Source organism: Salimicrobium album (assembly GCF_900107115.1).
Taxonomy (GTDB): Bacteria; Bacillota; Bacilli; order Bacillales; family Halobacillaceae; genus Salimicrobium; species Salimicrobium album.
Window position 1 is genome coordinate 300,504 of the sequence record NZ_FNOS01000001.1, and the last position, 14,428, is coordinate 314,931.

13 protein-coding genes and 1 riboswitch are annotated in these 14,428 nt (G+C 47.4%); of the genes, 3 read left to right on the forward strand and 10 right to left on the reverse strand.

The genetic code is table 11. The features are described from left to right. Window positions 1-95 precede the first annotated feature (95 nt). The gene (locus BLU03_RS01515; protein ID WP_076569532.1) at window positions 96-572 is read left to right on the forward strand and encodes a DUF456 domain-containing protein; all 477 of its coding nucleotides are present in this window, start codon (window positions 96-98) and stop codon (window positions 570-572) included. A 61-nt stretch (window positions 573-633) separates the two neighbouring features. Here the strand turns inward: BLU03_RS01515 and thiT are convergent, their stop codons facing one another. From thiT to BLU03_RS01530, 3 genes are all read right to left on the reverse strand, one after another. Then, window positions 634-1,200 (reverse strand): energy-coupled thiamine transporter ThiT, encoded by a 567-nt coding sequence (gene thiT, locus BLU03_RS01520; RefSeq protein WP_076569531.1) that lies wholly within the window; start codon window positions 1,198-1,200, stop codon window positions 634-636. Window positions 1,201-1,286: 86 nt separating this feature from the next. Then, window positions 1,287-1,386: riboswitch (TPP riboswitch) on the reverse strand. Window positions 1,387-1,441: 55 nt separating this feature from the next. Next, window positions 1,442-2,188 (reverse strand): alpha/beta hydrolase, encoded by a 747-nt coding sequence (locus tag BLU03_RS01525; RefSeq protein WP_093105068.1) that lies wholly within the window; start codon window positions 2,186-2,188, stop codon window positions 1,442-1,444. A 113-nt stretch (window positions 2,189-2,301) separates the two neighbouring features. After that, complete coding sequence (locus BLU03_RS01530; protein WP_076569527.1) at window positions 2,302-2,544, reverse strand: hypothetical protein; 243 nt, start codon at window positions 2,542-2,544, stop codon at window positions 2,302-2,304. A 233-nt stretch (window positions 2,545-2,777) separates the two neighbouring features. Here BLU03_RS01530 and BLU03_RS01535 point away from each other — a divergent pair, with 233 nt between their 5' ends. After that, window positions 2,778-4,931, forward strand: a complete 2,154-nt coding sequence (locus BLU03_RS01535) for a malate synthase G (RefSeq protein ID WP_093105070.1) — start codon at window positions 2,778-2,780, stop codon at window positions 4,929-4,931. A 224-nt stretch (window positions 4,932-5,155) separates the two neighbouring features. Continuing rightward, window positions 5,156-6,439, forward strand: a complete 1,284-nt coding sequence (gene aceA, locus BLU03_RS01540) for an isocitrate lyase (RefSeq protein WP_008589556.1) — start codon at window positions 5,156-5,158, stop codon at window positions 6,437-6,439. Window positions 6,440-6,525: 86 nt separating this feature from the next. Here the strand turns inward: aceA and BLU03_RS01545 are convergent, their stop codons facing one another. The 7 genes from BLU03_RS01545 to leuB all read right to left on the reverse strand — a co-directional run bounded on the left by BLU03_RS01545 (window position 6,526) and on the right by leuB (window position 14,415). Further along, on the reverse strand, window positions 6,526-6,927 hold the full coding sequence (locus tag BLU03_RS01545; protein ID WP_093105073.1) for a secondary thiamine-phosphate synthase enzyme YjbQ: 402 nt from the start codon (window positions 6,925-6,927) through the stop codon (window positions 6,526-6,528). Window positions 6,928-6,929: 2 nt separating this feature from the next. Further along, complete coding sequence (gene dapF, locus BLU03_RS01550) at window positions 6,930-7,895, reverse strand: diaminopimelate epimerase (protein WP_093105076.1); 966 nt, start codon at window positions 7,893-7,895, stop codon at window positions 6,930-6,932. Between the two features lie 39 nt (window positions 7,896-7,934). Then, window positions 7,935-9,956, reverse strand: coding sequence for an iron ABC transporter permease (locus tag BLU03_RS01555; RefSeq protein ID WP_093105079.1), 2,022 nt, complete (start codon window positions 9,954-9,956; stop codon window positions 7,935-7,937). Between the two features lie 63 nt (window positions 9,957-10,019). Further along, window positions 10,020-11,045, reverse strand: coding sequence for an ABC transporter substrate-binding protein (locus BLU03_RS01560; RefSeq protein ID WP_093105082.1), 1,026 nt, complete (start codon window positions 11,043-11,045; stop codon window positions 10,020-10,022). A 242-nt stretch (window positions 11,046-11,287) separates the two neighbouring features. After that, window positions 11,288-11,872 carry a 3-isopropylmalate dehydratase small subunit gene (leuD, locus tag BLU03_RS01565; protein ID WP_008589546.1) on the reverse strand — a complete coding sequence of 195 codons (585 nt, stop codon included), beginning with the start codon at window positions 11,870-11,872 and terminating at the stop codon, window positions 11,288-11,290. Continuing rightward, window positions 11,872-13,290, reverse strand: a complete 1,419-nt coding sequence (gene leuC / locus BLU03_RS01570) for a 3-isopropylmalate dehydratase large subunit (protein ID WP_008589544.1) — start codon at window positions 13,288-13,290, stop codon at window positions 11,872-11,874. Before leuC ends, leuD begins: the two co-directional genes overlap by 1 nt. An 18-nt stretch (window positions 13,291-13,308) precedes the next feature. Further along, window positions 13,309-14,415 (reverse strand): 3-isopropylmalate dehydrogenase, encoded by a 1,107-nt coding sequence (gene leuB / locus BLU03_RS01575; protein ID WP_076569511.1) that lies wholly within the window; start codon window positions 14,413-14,415, stop codon window positions 13,309-13,311. Between the last annotated feature and the right edge of the window lie 13 nt (window positions 14,416-14,428).

Genomic DNA, 14,428 nt, shown 5'->3' on the forward strand with positions numbered 1-14,428 from the left:
TACTACATTATAGTCAGTGTTCTTACAAAAGAACAGAATATTTTGGACCCTGGCACCTTTGAAGAGTACAATGATAGTCAAAAGGAGGCGCATTTATGGAGTTTGTTCTATGGTCGCTTATTATTGTATTGTTTCTCAGCAGCTTTGCAAGTCTCATTTTCCCCATCATTCCCGGGCCACTCGTATTATGGGCCGGTTTCCTCCTGAGTATCTGGCTGGACGGTCGGCTATCCGTCTGGTTCTGGGCGGGTGCAATAATTCTTACGGTTTTACTCATCGTATCTGATATGGTAGCAAACAGTATTTCCGTCAAGAAATACGGGGGAAGCAAATGGGGCGAAGCCGGAGCAGTCGCAGGTGTAATCGCCGGTTCGTTCATCATACCTCCTTTCGGAATACTGATTGTTCCTTTTGTTCTGGTTTTCGTTATCGAACTGGGCATCGAAAAAAATACCCGTTTCGCCTTCCGCGCAGCTGTCGGAACGCTTATCGGTTTTCTCAGTGGAACTGCAGCCAAGTTTATAATTCAGATGCTTATGATCGGGTGGTTCATCTTTTCATATTTCAACTGACACAAATCATTTAATACATAGCCAAAAAATTCCGGTCCCGAACGTATCAGGACCGGAAATCTTATAATCGCAATAACAATTTATGCCGCCTGGACATTAACAGACTGATTACGACGGCACTCGCTATAAAGGAAGGGAGCATATACCCGCCGTTATAAAGCAGAGAATAAATCCATACCGGCTGACCTTCTGCCAGGTAGCCGAAAAATATCATCCCCGCCCCGAAATGAGTAAGGAAGCGCAAGGCACTCCCGATGAATGTTCCGATAATCACATACACAAGAACGAATTTTACGTTGTTGTTCTTCGCGCTTGCTTTCAGTTGGGAAGACACCACTCCTGCGACCCCGATAATGGCGAAAGCTACAACGTAGTCGAGAAAAGCCTGGACGGGGTGTACGATAAATGCGCCCGTAAAAAACTGAAAGAAACCGAACAGTAATCCTGTGATCATACCACCCGAGACGCCCCAACGGAAGGCCATCAGAATAACCGGTATCATAGCGAATGAGATGGATCCTCCCTGAAACCAAAGCTTAATGGATAAAAAAGGAAGAATATCAAGCAATAGAGCAATTGCTGCAAATATTGCACCTTCCACAAGAAAAAGTACGCGCTGTTGTTGCATTGTATATCCCCTTTCTGAATACACAAAAGAAGCAATGCCTCAAAGGGAAGCTTTCTGATGAAGGCTCCCACCTTTTAAGCATTGCTCATCAAAAAAGCCACCATTCCTGCGCCAGTGCTAACTGACAGGTTCGAAGGGTCTGAACTTGCGTCCACTCTCAGCCGTTAGGCTCCCCTTGAAGGCTCTATTCTCCGTGTTTTGTTACTTTCTATCATAACGTAATGATCAGAAAAGTACAAATTCAATTTTCCTTGGCATTGAAATACTTTTCAAAAAACTCCAGAGTTCTTTCGATGATCAATTCCTGGTCATTATCAAGAGTTGCCACGTGGTAACTGTCTTCCAGAGGAACCAGTTCTTTTCCTTCCGAAAAAACCATGTCGAATATCGTCTGACTGTTCTCCGGAGGAACTACGTGATCTTCTTCGGAAGCGAAAACTAAAAGAGGAGCCGACACTTCGCTTAACTGCTCGTGTACTTTAGCCATGATGTTGGTCAGATGGTTAAGGGAACGGACGGGTGTTTTGTCATAGGCGAGTTCAGTAGCTCCTTCTTTTTTGATATCAGAACCTATTGCATCAATGAAACGGGATTCAGAATCCGCCAAGCTGCTCATGTCAGGTACATCGATAGCCGGATTGATAACCGCGACTCCATCCACCTCTCTCGTAGAAGCCAGATAAAGACTTAATGTTCCCCCAAGAGACAAGCCGGTGACGAATACACAGTCACATCGGTTCTTAACCCATTCAAAAGCCTCTTCTGCCGAGCGAATCCAGTCTTCTGCAGTGGATTCTTCCATATCATAAGGAGTGGTTCCATGCCCCTTAAGTCTCGGACATGCCACCGTATACCCATGTGCTGTATAGGCATCCACAAGAGGCTTCATGCTCTGAACTGTTCCGGTAAAGCCATGTAATACTACGATTCCTATTTCATTCCCTTCGTTAAAAACAGCTTCTGCACCCTCCATTACGTTCTGATTCATCCCTTCCATCCTCCCTGTCTATTATAGAAATACTATTTCTTTACTCCCGAACATTAATGTCCCCGGATATACTGGACATCCGGGGGGTAGATCTCGTGCATGTTTTAAGTTTGTCATTTAATATTAAACTGTGTCACTGCAGCCTGACCTTCCAGGTAGAATGCCTCCACCGAATTCGTATAAACGGCGACGCCACTTTCGAGAAACCACCATCTGTCACGTTCCAGCTGCTTGGTTATAAATTCAGTAGCTTCCCGTTTGGTCATTTCCTCACTGATTTCCAGTTCATGTTTCACTTCACGTCGACTATCCAGCAATAACACCATATGCCAATTCTTTTTAGCTTCTTCGGCCATTGTTACATCCACTCCTTCATATGTAGGTTTCCAATCATTATTACCCCTAATACGTACAAATTAATCATAAAATATTAAATTTCTGTACCGCCGACTTTTCAATTAAAAATAATTTTCTAAATTTTTAACAAAATGTATTGACTTACTTTCCTGTTGTTATATAATACAAATTAAGAAATAAAACTGTTATGAAACAGAAGAGCATTATACATAACAGTAAGGAGGCTTATTCTTTGGGAAACTATCAATCCATCGGTACTTATCAAGTCGACACTGTATTATATCAGTTTATTGAACAGGAAGTGTTACCCGGTCTCCCCCTCTCTTCGAAGGAAGTGTGGGGAGGGCTCACAAAAATTCTTGATGAATTCAGCTCTGAAAACAGCAGACTTTTGCAGACCAGAAACCAATTACAACAGAAAATCGATGAATACCACAAATCAGCTTCCAATGAAGATTATCTTTCTTTTTTAAAGTCCATCGGTTATCTGGAAGAGAAAAAACCCGACTTCAAAATCAGCACAACCAACGTAGATTCTGAAATGAAGGAACAGGCCGGTCCCCAGCTCGTCGTGCCACTGACAAACGAAAGATATTCCCTCAATGCAGCTAACGCACGCTGGGGCAGTATGTATGACGCTTATTACGGTACAGATCTGATCGCTGAAGAACCCGGTATCGAAAAAGGTTCTTCCTACAATCCCGAGAGAGGTAAAGAAGTAATCAGACAGGGACGGATTCGACTGGACGAGTGGTTCCCTCTGGCAGAAGGAAGTCACCAGGACGCAGTGAGATATGCGGTAGTGAACGGGGAATTGTGTGTGGAACTTACTGACCGTTCCCGAAAGAAACTTAAAAACCCTTCTTCCTTCCTTGGCTGTCAGGGGGACTGCCGCAAACCGCAGGCAATACTGCTTAAACATAACGACCTTCACGTTGAACTGCAGTTCGATCGTAATCACCCGGTCGGGCAGATAGACGATGCAGGAATTAAGGATATCCAACTGGAATCCGCCATCACAAGTATTATGGACTGCGAGGACTCCGTCGCATGCGTCGATGCCGAAGATAAAATCAAAGCTTATCGTAACTGGCTCGGGCTGCTTAAAGGAGACCTTACGACCACGTTCGATAAAAAAGGAGAAACCATTAAACGCTCTCTTCATAAAGATCGGAAATATCGCACTGCGGAGGACGAAGAGCTTCACTTGAAAGGCAGAGCACTTATGCTTGTCAGAAACGTAGGTCACTTAATGACAAACCCGGCAGTTATCGACAATAACAACAATCCGGTGTATGAGGGCCTGCTCGACGGTTTCTTCACCAGCCTGATCGGTATGCACGACCTGAACCTGAGACAAAATTCAACGGAAGGTTCTATTTACATCGTCAAACCGAAAATGCACGGATCGGAAGAAACGGCTTTTACCAATAACCTGTTCAATAAAATAGAAGATGTTCTGCAATTACCGAGGTATACCCTGAAAGTCGGGGTAATGGACGAGGAACGAAGAACTTCCCTGAATCTTCACAACTGTATTTTTGAAGTGCGCAACCGGGTGGTGTTCATCAATACCGGCTTCCTGGATCGTACGGGGGATGAAATCCATACGTCCATGGAAAAAGGACCTATGATTCCTAAAGGAGAAATGAAAGGAAGTGAATGGCTCAGCGCTTACGAAGCAGCCAACGTACGTACCGGTATAAGAGCAGGGTTCATCAAAAACGCTCAAATAGGTAAAGGGATGTGGGCTAAACCCGCAGAGATGAAAGCTATGCTTGCAGAAAAAATCAACCACCTGAAAGCAGGAGGAAATACAGCATGGGTGCCGTCCCCGACTGCAGCCACCATTCATGCGATGCATTATCATGAAGCATACGTCCCTGATATTCAGAATGATATCCCGAGGGATGACCCTTCCGAAATGATGCTTACTATCCCGGTGGCTACTCCCCCGGAAGATAAAGAAGTTGTACTGAATGAAGTCAGAAATAATGCTCAGGGGATTCTCGGATATGTCGTGCGCTGGGTGGAACAGGGTATCGGCTGTTCAACTGTACCTGATATCCATGACACCGGCCTTATGGAAGATCGTGCAACATTGCGCATTTCGAGTCAGCACATAGCGAACTGGATCAGACACGGTGTAGTCTCTGAAGAGGAGGTAAAACAGATAATGAAACAAATGGCAGAAGTGGTCGACAGACAAAACGAGGGCGATCCGAATTACAGGAAAATGAGCCCGGATTTTGAACAATCTATCGCTTTTCAAGCCGCTTCCGACCTTGTGTTTCTCGGTACAGATCAGCCAAACGGTTACACTGAACCGATTCTTCACAGACACCGCCTTCAATTTAAAGCCAGCCAATTTACCAAAACTGTATAAGGAGGAGATAAAAAATGGAAAAATACCAGACCTTCACTAATTCGTGCCACAGATGCGGTGTCGATCACAGCAGTCATAAAGAAGCAGTTGAATGCTGCACCAACGCAGACGGAAACTCCTGAATTCAGCCTGAGTAAAGGAGGGCTCCGGGTTCGACGCCCTCCCCCATATTAGTTTTTCTGTTGTATAACAATACTAATTATATATTAAAGGAGAGATTTTAAATGAACAGAGAAGAACAGATCAGACAGTTGGAAAATCAATGGGCAAGCGAACGTTTTCAGGGAGTGGAACGTCCTTACAGTGCAGAAGAAGTATTGAAACTTCGCGGTTCTGTCGTAGTAGAACAGACGCTGGCTCGCATGGGCGCTGACCGCCTTTGGAATTTGCTACATAAACGTGACTACGTAGCCGCACTCGGGGCTTTAACCGGTAACCAGGCTATGCAGCAAGTTAAAGCCGGTCTCGAAGCTATTTATCTGAGTGGCTGGCAGGTAGCTGCCGACGCCAACCTTTCCGGTCAAATGTATCCCGATCAAAGTCTTTATCCTGCTAACAGTGTACCGCAGGTTGTGAGAAGAATTAACCAGACATTTCAACGCGCCGATCAGGTGGAACACGCGGAAGGAAAAGGCGATAAAAACTGGTTCGCTCCGATTGTAGCGGATATGGAAGCCGGGTTCGGTGGCCCGCTGAACGTATTTGAACTGACTAAAGGCATGATTGAAGCCGGAGCTGCCGGTGTGCATCTCGAAGATCAGCTCGCCTCCGAAAAGAAATGTGGTCACCTGGGCGGGAAAGTTCTTCAGCCTACTCAGACCGCTGTAAAACATCTCATTTCTGCTCGACTGGCTGCTGACGTTATGGACGTCCCGACCGTCATCATAGCAAGAACAGACGCCAACGCTGCCAACCTGATTACGAGCGATGCCGATCCGTACGACCATGAATTCATTACAGGAGAGAGAACAGCCGACGGATTTTATCGTACCACTCCGGGAATCGACCAGGCCATTTCCCGCGGGCTCGCTTACGCTCCTTACGCAGACTTGATCTGGTGTGAGACTTCGGAACCTAACCTGGAAGAAGCACAAAAATTCGCAGACGCTATACACGAGAAGTACCCGGGCAAAATGCTGGCTTACAACTGTTCCCCATCGTTTAACTGGGAGAAAAAGCTTGACCAGGAAACGATCGGTAAATTCCAGGTGGAGCTCGGTAAAATGGGATACAAATTCCAGTTCGTCACTCTAGCAGGGTTCCATGCATTGAACCACAGCATGTTCGAACTGGCCCGCAAATATAAAACCGAGGGGATGGGTGCCTACTCCGAACTGCAACAGGCTGAATTCGCTTCGGAAGAAAATGGTTATACAGCTACAAGACACCAGCGGGAGGTCGGAACCGGTTACTTCGATGAAGTGTCGATGGCAATTTCCGGAGGGACGTCTTCCACTACAGCTTTGGCCGGATCAACAGAAAGTGAACAATTCGTGACTAATAAATAGGCACTGCAAAAACCCCCGGATACTGGTATCCGGGGGTTTCCTTTAATATGATTCGCTGACAACTCCTGCGTTATTTCGCCCGTTGTTCAGCCTTCCATTATTTTGATGGCTACTTTCCTGGACCTTGGGCCGTCGAATTCGCAGAAATAGACTCCCTGCCAGGTACCGAGCACAAGTTTTCCGTCGTCTACGAGTAACGTCTGGGAGTGGTCGAGGGTACTTGTTTTTAAATGAGAAGCAGTATTGCCCTCTGCGTGCAGATCTTTACGGTGCGTCCATGGATACACTTCATCCAGGCGCATCAGCATATCTTTTTTGACATCCGGATCTGCATTTTCATTTACGGTAATACCGGCTGTCGTATGCATGGATTGAACAATCACTATACCGTTCCGGAGATTGCTTTTTTGTAATTGCTCTTCTATCTGCTCCGTGATGTCCACCATTTCACTGTGGGAAGAGGTAGTTACAGAAATCGTTTCAAGCATGCTTACAGTCCTCCTTCTGTCTTAGCGAACTCTCTCAGCTCACTATATCGCTCATTTTCTTCCGTGTGTACATGATGCGGAGCTTCTTCAAAAGACTGAGTAGAGATATCCACCCTTACTTCCGCTTCGTATACATAAGTAGCATTACCCTGAAGCTCCACTTTGTATTCCTCATTATCATGCACGATACATTGAACCATTCCGCCTTTGTTCATAACCGTAACAGGGAGGTCAGGATTATTTCCTGCAACTATGACCGAAACGATGCTCGAAGCTGACATGGCCGTACCGCAGGCATTCGTGAGTCCCACCCCGCGTTCGTAAGTCTGTACAAAGATTTTGTTGTCATCAATTTTTCTAACAAAACTGACGTTTACACCATTCGGAAACAGGTGAGGCGAATTATTCGCTTTTTTTCCGATGTTTTCAAGAACTTCTTCATCCAGCTCCGTAACCACAGATACTATATGAGGATTTGGTACACTAAGGGCGGTGAACGTCTGATCTTCTGTCAGGTCACGGAGGACAGTGTCCACGACCTGTTCCGACTCCGTTTCCATTGGGAGGGAAGACGCAGAAAATGAAACAGGTTCAATTGCGACGGAGAAAGTCGCTATCCCTTCATAAATGTCACTCACCCGCTCTACCGGGAGTACAGCTTTCGCCGTTTCTATATGCACTTTCTCTTTTCCGGTTTCCTCTGTAATATAACGGGCTACACAACGGAGACCGTTTCCGCACATCTCCGCTTCACTGCCATCCGAGTTGAACATACGCATACACGCTTCAGCCTTACTGCTTGAAAGTACATAGAGGATACCATCCGAACCGATGCCTTCAAGCCGGTCACTGAGAAGGAGAGCCACTTCCTTTCTGTCCTCATCTGTTAAACTTTCTTCTAATTTCCTTTCATCTATCATAATAAAATCGTTGTCCGAACCATGACATTTAATATACGGTATATCCACAAATATTCCTCCTGTTTTTGTCTTTCATCATATCATATATCAGGCAGATCTTCGCTTCATCAGCCAGAGGAAGTAAGGAGCGCCGAGAACAGCTACGAGAATACCGGATGGTATCTCAGCCGGAGCCAAAAGAGTCCGGCTGAACAGATCAGCCACCACCAGAAGAAGTCCCCCTATCATCATCGCTACCGGAAGCAGCCGCTGATTAACTGTACCTACAAAGAGACGTGCCGCATGGGGGGCGATCAGACCGATAAATCCGATGGCTCCGACAGCTGCAACGCTGCTCGCAGCCAGGAGCGTCGCTATTAGTGCCATTTGAAAACGGACTGAACGCACATCCAGACCAAGCCCTTTCGCAGTGTCATCCCCGAGAGCCAGAACGTCCAGCTTCTTGATGTAGAAGAAAAGGACAGGAATCAAAAGCAATACCGGCCATAACAAGTAACTGAGCAATTCACCGTATCCTGTTGCATACGTCGTGCCGGAGAGCCATGTCAATGCCGAGGCAACACCCATATCGGCACGGACCACCAGAATCTGGATGATCGCCTGACCGAAAGCACTTACTCCGATACCGAGAAGTGCAAGCATCGTCGGCTGGAACTCCATTTTAGCCCCGAGAGCCATGACGATAATAAAGAATACGATCGCTCCTGCCATAGCCCCAAGCGGTATCCAGGCAGCGGAGACGGAAAAGACGTACATGGTTAACAGCGCCCCGACTCCGGCCCCGGAAGTGATACCAATCACCGAAGGATCCGCCAGCGGGTTCCTGAGTACGCCCTGAAAAATCAGTCCGCTGACAGCAAGTATAGCCCCGCTCGTAAATGCCACAATCGCCCGTGGCAGCCTGAGTTCCAAAATGTAATTACGGATAAATGATTCCGCTTCTCCCTGGAAAACTGCTATCGTCTGGGCAGGATCGAACCCGTAATTACCGGTCGACATACTGACGAACAGAACCAGTAAAACAAGTATCGAAAAAATCGGCAATAACACCCGAAGTCTCATCTGAACAAGGGAAGACCCGGCCATCACGGATCCTCCATCCGTGTTGCCACTGCGCTTCATTCGAAGGACCAGCCAAATCAACCACGGGGCACCGATCAGCGCAGTGATCGCTCCAACCGGAAGTTCCGAAAAGGAAGGATCGATATATCTTGCGAGGACGTCTGCCATCAGCAGTACGACCGCCCCCCATAAGAACGAACCGAGCAGAAGAGGGACGTGGGAACGAAAACCGATCAGTTTAATTATATGCGGGGCCACGAGCCCCACGAAACCGATAGGTCCTACGACGCTCACTGTTACCGAGGTAAGCAGTACACTTAATATGATAGTCACAAATTTTACGGCTTTCACATTCTGACCGAGAGCAGTAGCCACCTCATCCCCGAGCTTCAGCGTATCCAGTTTCCGGGCAGCACCGAGTAAGAGGAGAAAAGCCGCCGTGACTACAGGAAGAGCGAACCGGACCCCGTCCCAGCTGTTCTGTACAAGAGTTCCCGCTCCCCATAGAAACAATCCTTGAGTTTCATTTTCATAAAATATCTGCAGGACGCTCGTCAGAGAAGAAAACAGGAACGTCACTATCATACCGGCAAGAACCATCCGCACCGGGGTGGCATCACCTCCGCCGGATAGTATATAAACGATTAAAAACGTAACTACTCCTCCGATAAAAGCGGTAATAATACCGTTCATTATCATAGCAAGCGGGAAGAAAATGGTAGTCACTATCACGGCGAAATATGTTCCCGAATGAATACCGAGTGTACTGGCGGAGGAGAGAGGGTTCTTCGTTACAGTTTGTAAAACTGCTCCCGAAACAGCCAGGGCCCCACCGGCTACAATACCCATGACAGCTCTCGGCAGTCTCAGAACTCTGATGGTATGGTGTTCCAAAGTGTCTTCGGGAGAAAAAACGGCTTCGAACACCGTCCATACGGGTATGGAAATATTCCCCTGATTAATATGTATCCAGGTCAGCAGTATCAGTAAAAATAAGCCTCCGCCGAAAACCAGAAAAGTTTTCAAGGCCATTGCCCGATTTATCATAACCAATCCTTCTTTCCTTATACAGCAGAAAGACGCGCATCATTTACTGCGCGCCTTTTCCGTTTATTTCTTATTTCCTTCGATTGTAGCATCTGCAACCTGTGTTGCAAGTTTCTCAGCCGAAATCGGACCGCCGAACGTCCATGTATCCCCCGGCATCTTATACATACGATCCTGCTTCACGAATTCAAGCTCTTCCCAGACCGGGTTACCCGCCAACTGATCAGAAAAGATATTGTCGTCTTCCTGAACAATGTAGTAGAAGTGGGAGTCCTGATAATTTTGCAACGTTTCTACTGTCGTTTCCGTATAACCGTATATTTCAAGTTCGTCCGAGGAATGGGAGTTTTCGAGCCCCAGTTCGCCCATTACCTGAGCTACCATCGAATTGTCCGTAAATAGTCTCAGCGTAGGAGTATTCTGAGCAGTGAACGCCTGAGTCATTACGTAGTTGATGTCACCGACTCCGGCTTCCTCAAGACGCTTCGCTTGTTTTTCAAAATGACTGTTCATCTCGTCCAGTCTTTTACTGGCTGCTTCTTCTTTCCCCAGAATTTTACCCATCGTTTTAAGATCGGACTTCATGGAAGCCATCTGGTTTTCTGCATTCTCTTTAGAATAAGGAGAAAACATTACAGTCGGAGCGATTTCTTCCAGCTGTTTTTGGATTCCTTCGTGGCGGAACTTGACCCCTACAATAAGATCGGGATCAAGACGGGAGATAGCCTCCAGGTTCGGCTCCTGTCTCGTTCCTACATCTTCGACATTTTCACCGAGTTCTTTACCGGTGTCCACCCATTTACCGAATCCTTCTTTGTCCGCAACTCCTGCCGGCTCTGTGTCAAGTGCCTGCATATGTTCCGCATAACTCCATTCGAGAACGACGACTTTTTCCGGAGTTCCTTCTATTGTTTTCTCTCCCGTCGCATCTTCTATCGTCACACTGCGGGAGTCGTCCTTGCTTTCTTCTTTACCGGATTGCTCTTCGTTTTCTTTATTACTATCCCCTGACTTCTCTTCGTTTCCTCCACAAGCTGCCAGCACAACAGCCAGGAAAGAAAGGACTGTGATCATCCAAATCTTTTTCATGGGTCCCTCTCCTCTACATATGTAATTGAGATATATTCTCATCTACACGTAAGGTTATATAAAAACAATGAAAAAGTCAACGATATTTATTCTCAATTAGGTTCCATATTTACAGAGATGTCCCCGTTTAGAAGATGACATGTCGCACATCATTGAGGAAGGAATACAGAAGGTTTCAGAGCAATTGTCCGTTATAAAAAGAAAAAAACCGAACGTCGGAGTTCGGTTTTACACGTGCTATTTTAGCTCTGCTGATTTTCAAAAGCTGAAATCGCGTCATCATACGTCAACGTAACAGATATTTCATCCCATCCATTAAGCAGCATATTTTTGTGGTATTCGTCAATTTCGAATGTTGCCGACCACCCTGTACCATCAAATACTATCTGGTCGACAAGGTCAATGCTGAGATAACACTCACCGCCCTCGGCACGGTCCATAATCTGCGATACCTCTTCTCCCTTCAGCTGAACTGGCAGAATACCATTCTTAAAACAGTTACTGTAGAAGATATCAGCGAAACTCGGCGCAATGACAACGCGGAAGCCGTAATCCTGAATTGCCCATGGAGCGTGTTCCCGTGAAGAACCGCAGCCGAAATTTTCACCGGCGACAAGAACGGAAGCGTCCTGATACTCCGGATAGTTCAGGGAAAAATCGTCACGAAGATTTCCGTCATCATCGTAGCGCCAGTTGTAGAAAAGAAATTTCCCGAAGCCTTTCCGTTCAATACGTTTCAGAAACTGTTTGGGTATTATCTGATCCGTGTCTATATTAGCCCGGTTCAGCGGATAAACAAGACCCGAATGTCTCACAAAAGCTTCCATCAAATCACCCTTTCAGCAGCCGAAGTATAGTTACGCACATCTACGAAATGACCCTCTACAGCTGCGACAGCTGCCATTTCAGGGCTGACCAGATGCGTTCTGGCTCCATTTCCCTGACGGCCTTCAAAGTTACGGTTCGAGGTGGAAGCACAGTGTTCACCGGGAGGGACGATATCATCGTTCATACCGAGACACATACTGCACCCGGCAGATCTCCACTCAAAACCGGCTTCCGTAAAAATCCGATCGAGACCCTCTGTTTCCGCTTCCTGTTTTACAGCAAACGAACCGGGCACTACCATAGCTCTTATCCCCTCGTGAACTTTTCGACCCTCGATCATCCTGGCCGCTTTTCTTAAGTCGGCGAGACGGGCGTTCGTACAGGAACCGATGAATACATGCTGCAGTTCAATGGATTCAATCGGCTGATTCGGTTCAAGCCCCATATACTCAAGGGCTCTTCTTACACCATCTTCGTCGTCCGTAACTGTCTCCGGATCGGGAACCGAAGCGGAAACCGGAACACACTGGGAAGGGTTCGTCCCCCAGGACACCTGTGGTTCGATTTCATCTGCGTTGATTTCCACTGTAGAATCATAAACGGCTCCTTCGTCCGTAGCCAGAGCCAGCCATTCTTTCTTAGCCTTCTCAAACTCTTCACCTTTCGGAGCATGTCTCCTGCCTTCCACAAATTGGACAGTTTTTTCGTCAGGACTGATCAGACCGGCACGGGCTCCTGCCTCAATGGACATATTACAGACTGTCATGCGTTCTTCCATAGACATTTCCCTGATCGCTTCCCCGGTATATTCCATGATGTACCCGGAACCGAAGCGGACGCCGAATTTTGCTATAATAGCAAGGATGAGATCTTTCGCGGTCACCCCGGTTCCCAGGTTTCCATTCACTTTCACCTGCATTGTTTTGGGAGGAGCCTGCCACAGGGTCTGTGTGGAAAGCACATGCTCCACTTCGCTCGTCCCGATCCCGAAAGCGATGGCCCCGAAAGCTCCGTGTGTCGAGGTGTGGCTGTCTCCGCACACGATCGTTTTGCCGGGCTGGGTCAACCCGAGCTCAGGGCCGATAATGTGAACGATCCCCTGGTCCGGGTGATGAATGTCAGCAAGGGAGACACCGAACTCCTCACAGTTCTCTTCCAAAGTTTCCATCTGTTTTTTCGAAACGGCATCTTTGATGACGTTACGATGAATAGTAGGAACATTATGATCCATCGTAGCAAACGTCAGATCCGGTCTTCTTACTTTACGGCTGTTCATCCGCAGACCTTCAAAGGCCTGAGGTGATGTCACTTCGTGTACCAGGTGGAGGTCGATGTACAGGAGATCCGGCTTCCCCTCCTCCTGGTGTACGACATGTTTATTCCAGATTTTCTCTATGATAGTTTCAGGTTGGCTCATACCGGTTTCTCCTTTCCATCAGGCATAACAGCGCATAATGTTGACCGTTGTATCCTCTGAGGTAATTTGTTCGATAACTTTTCTTGTAAGATCCGTACATCCAAGTTCCGTGCCGTTCACAACGGAAAGATCAGCCGTATGATAACCGGCATCGAGAACTTCCTGGACCGCTTTCTCAATATGTTCCGCTTCTTTCTCCATATGGAAAGAGTGTTTGAGCATCATTGCGGCTGATAAAATCATCGCTAGCGGATTGGCTTTATCTTCTCCTGCGATATCAGGGGCTGAACCGTGGACGGGTTCATAAAGACCGGTGCCGTCCTCCCTGAGACTGGCAGAAGGCAGAAGGCCGAGAGATCCGGTCAGTACACTTGCTTCATCACTTAAAATATCACCGAACATGTTTTCCGTTACGACTACGTCGAAATAAGTCGGGTCTGTCACCAGCTTCATTGCCGCTGCATCGACGAGCATGTGATCGACTTTCACATCGGGGTAGTCCGCCCTTTTCTCCTCTACTATTTCTCGCCACATACGACTGGATTCAAGCACGTTCGCTTTATCCACCGAAGTCAGCTGCTTGCGCCGCTTCCGGGCACTTTCAAATCCCTGTTCCACAATCCGTTCGATTTCTTTTCTTGAGTAGGAAAGGGTATCGACCACCCCTTCTCCGTCTTCACTTCTTTCCTGTGGTTCGCCGAAGTACAGCCCCCCTGTAAGTTCACGTACAATCAGAAGGTCGCTGCCTTCCACCACTTCTTTTTTCAGTGGTGACGCGTGCAGCAGCTGTCTGAATCCTTTCACGGGACGAAGGTTCGCGAATAAACCGAGTTGCTTTCTAATACCGAGAAGTCCCTGTTCCGGACGTCCGGAACCGGGCAGATGGTCCCAGGAAGGGCCGCCGACAGCCCCGAGAAGAACGGCGTCGGCTTCCTCTGCAGCCTCCACTGTTTCCCGGGGTAATGGGTCCCCCATCTCATCAATCGCCGCGCCTCCGATGAGCTTCTCCTCGAACGTAAAGTGATGGCCATTCCTTTCTGCCACAGCTTCCAGAACAAGGCGGGCCGACTCCATCACTTCTTTTCCTATTCCGTCTCCCGGCAACAATACAACATGTTTATTCATTGACCTCTCCTCC

Bases quoted from the DNA above. Each gene is read 5' to 3' on its own strand.
- leuC (WP_008589544.1), bottom strand. From the start codon at position 13,290: ATGAGCCAACCTGAAACTATCATAGAGAAAATCTGGAATAAACATGTC.
- BLU03_RS01525 (WP_093105068.1), bottom strand. From the start codon at position 2,188: ATGAATCAGAACGTAATGGAGGGTGCAGAAGCTGTTTTTAACGAAGGG.
- leuD (WP_008589546.1), bottom strand. From the start codon at position 11,872: ATGGAAGCTTTTGTGAGACATTCGGGTCTTGTTTATCCGCTGAACCGG.
- BLU03_RS01545 (WP_093105073.1), bottom strand. From the start codon at position 6,927: ATGCTTGAAACGATTTCTGTAACTACCTCTTCCCACAGTGAAATGGTG.
- BLU03_RS01530 (WP_076569527.1), bottom strand. From the start codon at position 2,544: ATGGCCGAAGAAGCTAAAAAGAATTGGCATATGGTGTTATTGCTGGAT.
- BLU03_RS01560 (WP_093105082.1), bottom strand. From the start codon at position 11,045: ATGAAAAAGATTTGGATGATCACAGTCCTTTCTTTCCTGGCTGTTGTG.
- BLU03_RS01555 (WP_093105079.1), bottom strand. From the start codon at position 9,956: ATGATAAATCGGGCAATGGCCTTGAAAACTTTTCTGGTTTTCGGCGGA.
- leuB (WP_076569511.1), bottom strand. From the start codon at position 14,415: ATGAATAAACATGTTGTATTGTTGCCGGGAGACGGAATAGGAAAAGAA.
- thiT (WP_076569531.1), bottom strand. From the start codon at position 1,200: ATGCAACAACAGCGCGTACTTTTTCTTGTGGAAGGTGCAATATTTGCA.
- aceA (WP_008589556.1), top strand. From the start codon at position 5,156: ATGAACAGAGAAGAACAGATCAGACAGTTGGAAAATCAATGGGCAAGC.
- BLU03_RS01515 (WP_076569532.1), top strand. From the start codon at position 96: ATGGAGTTTGTTCTATGGTCGCTTATTATTGTATTGTTTCTCAGCAGC.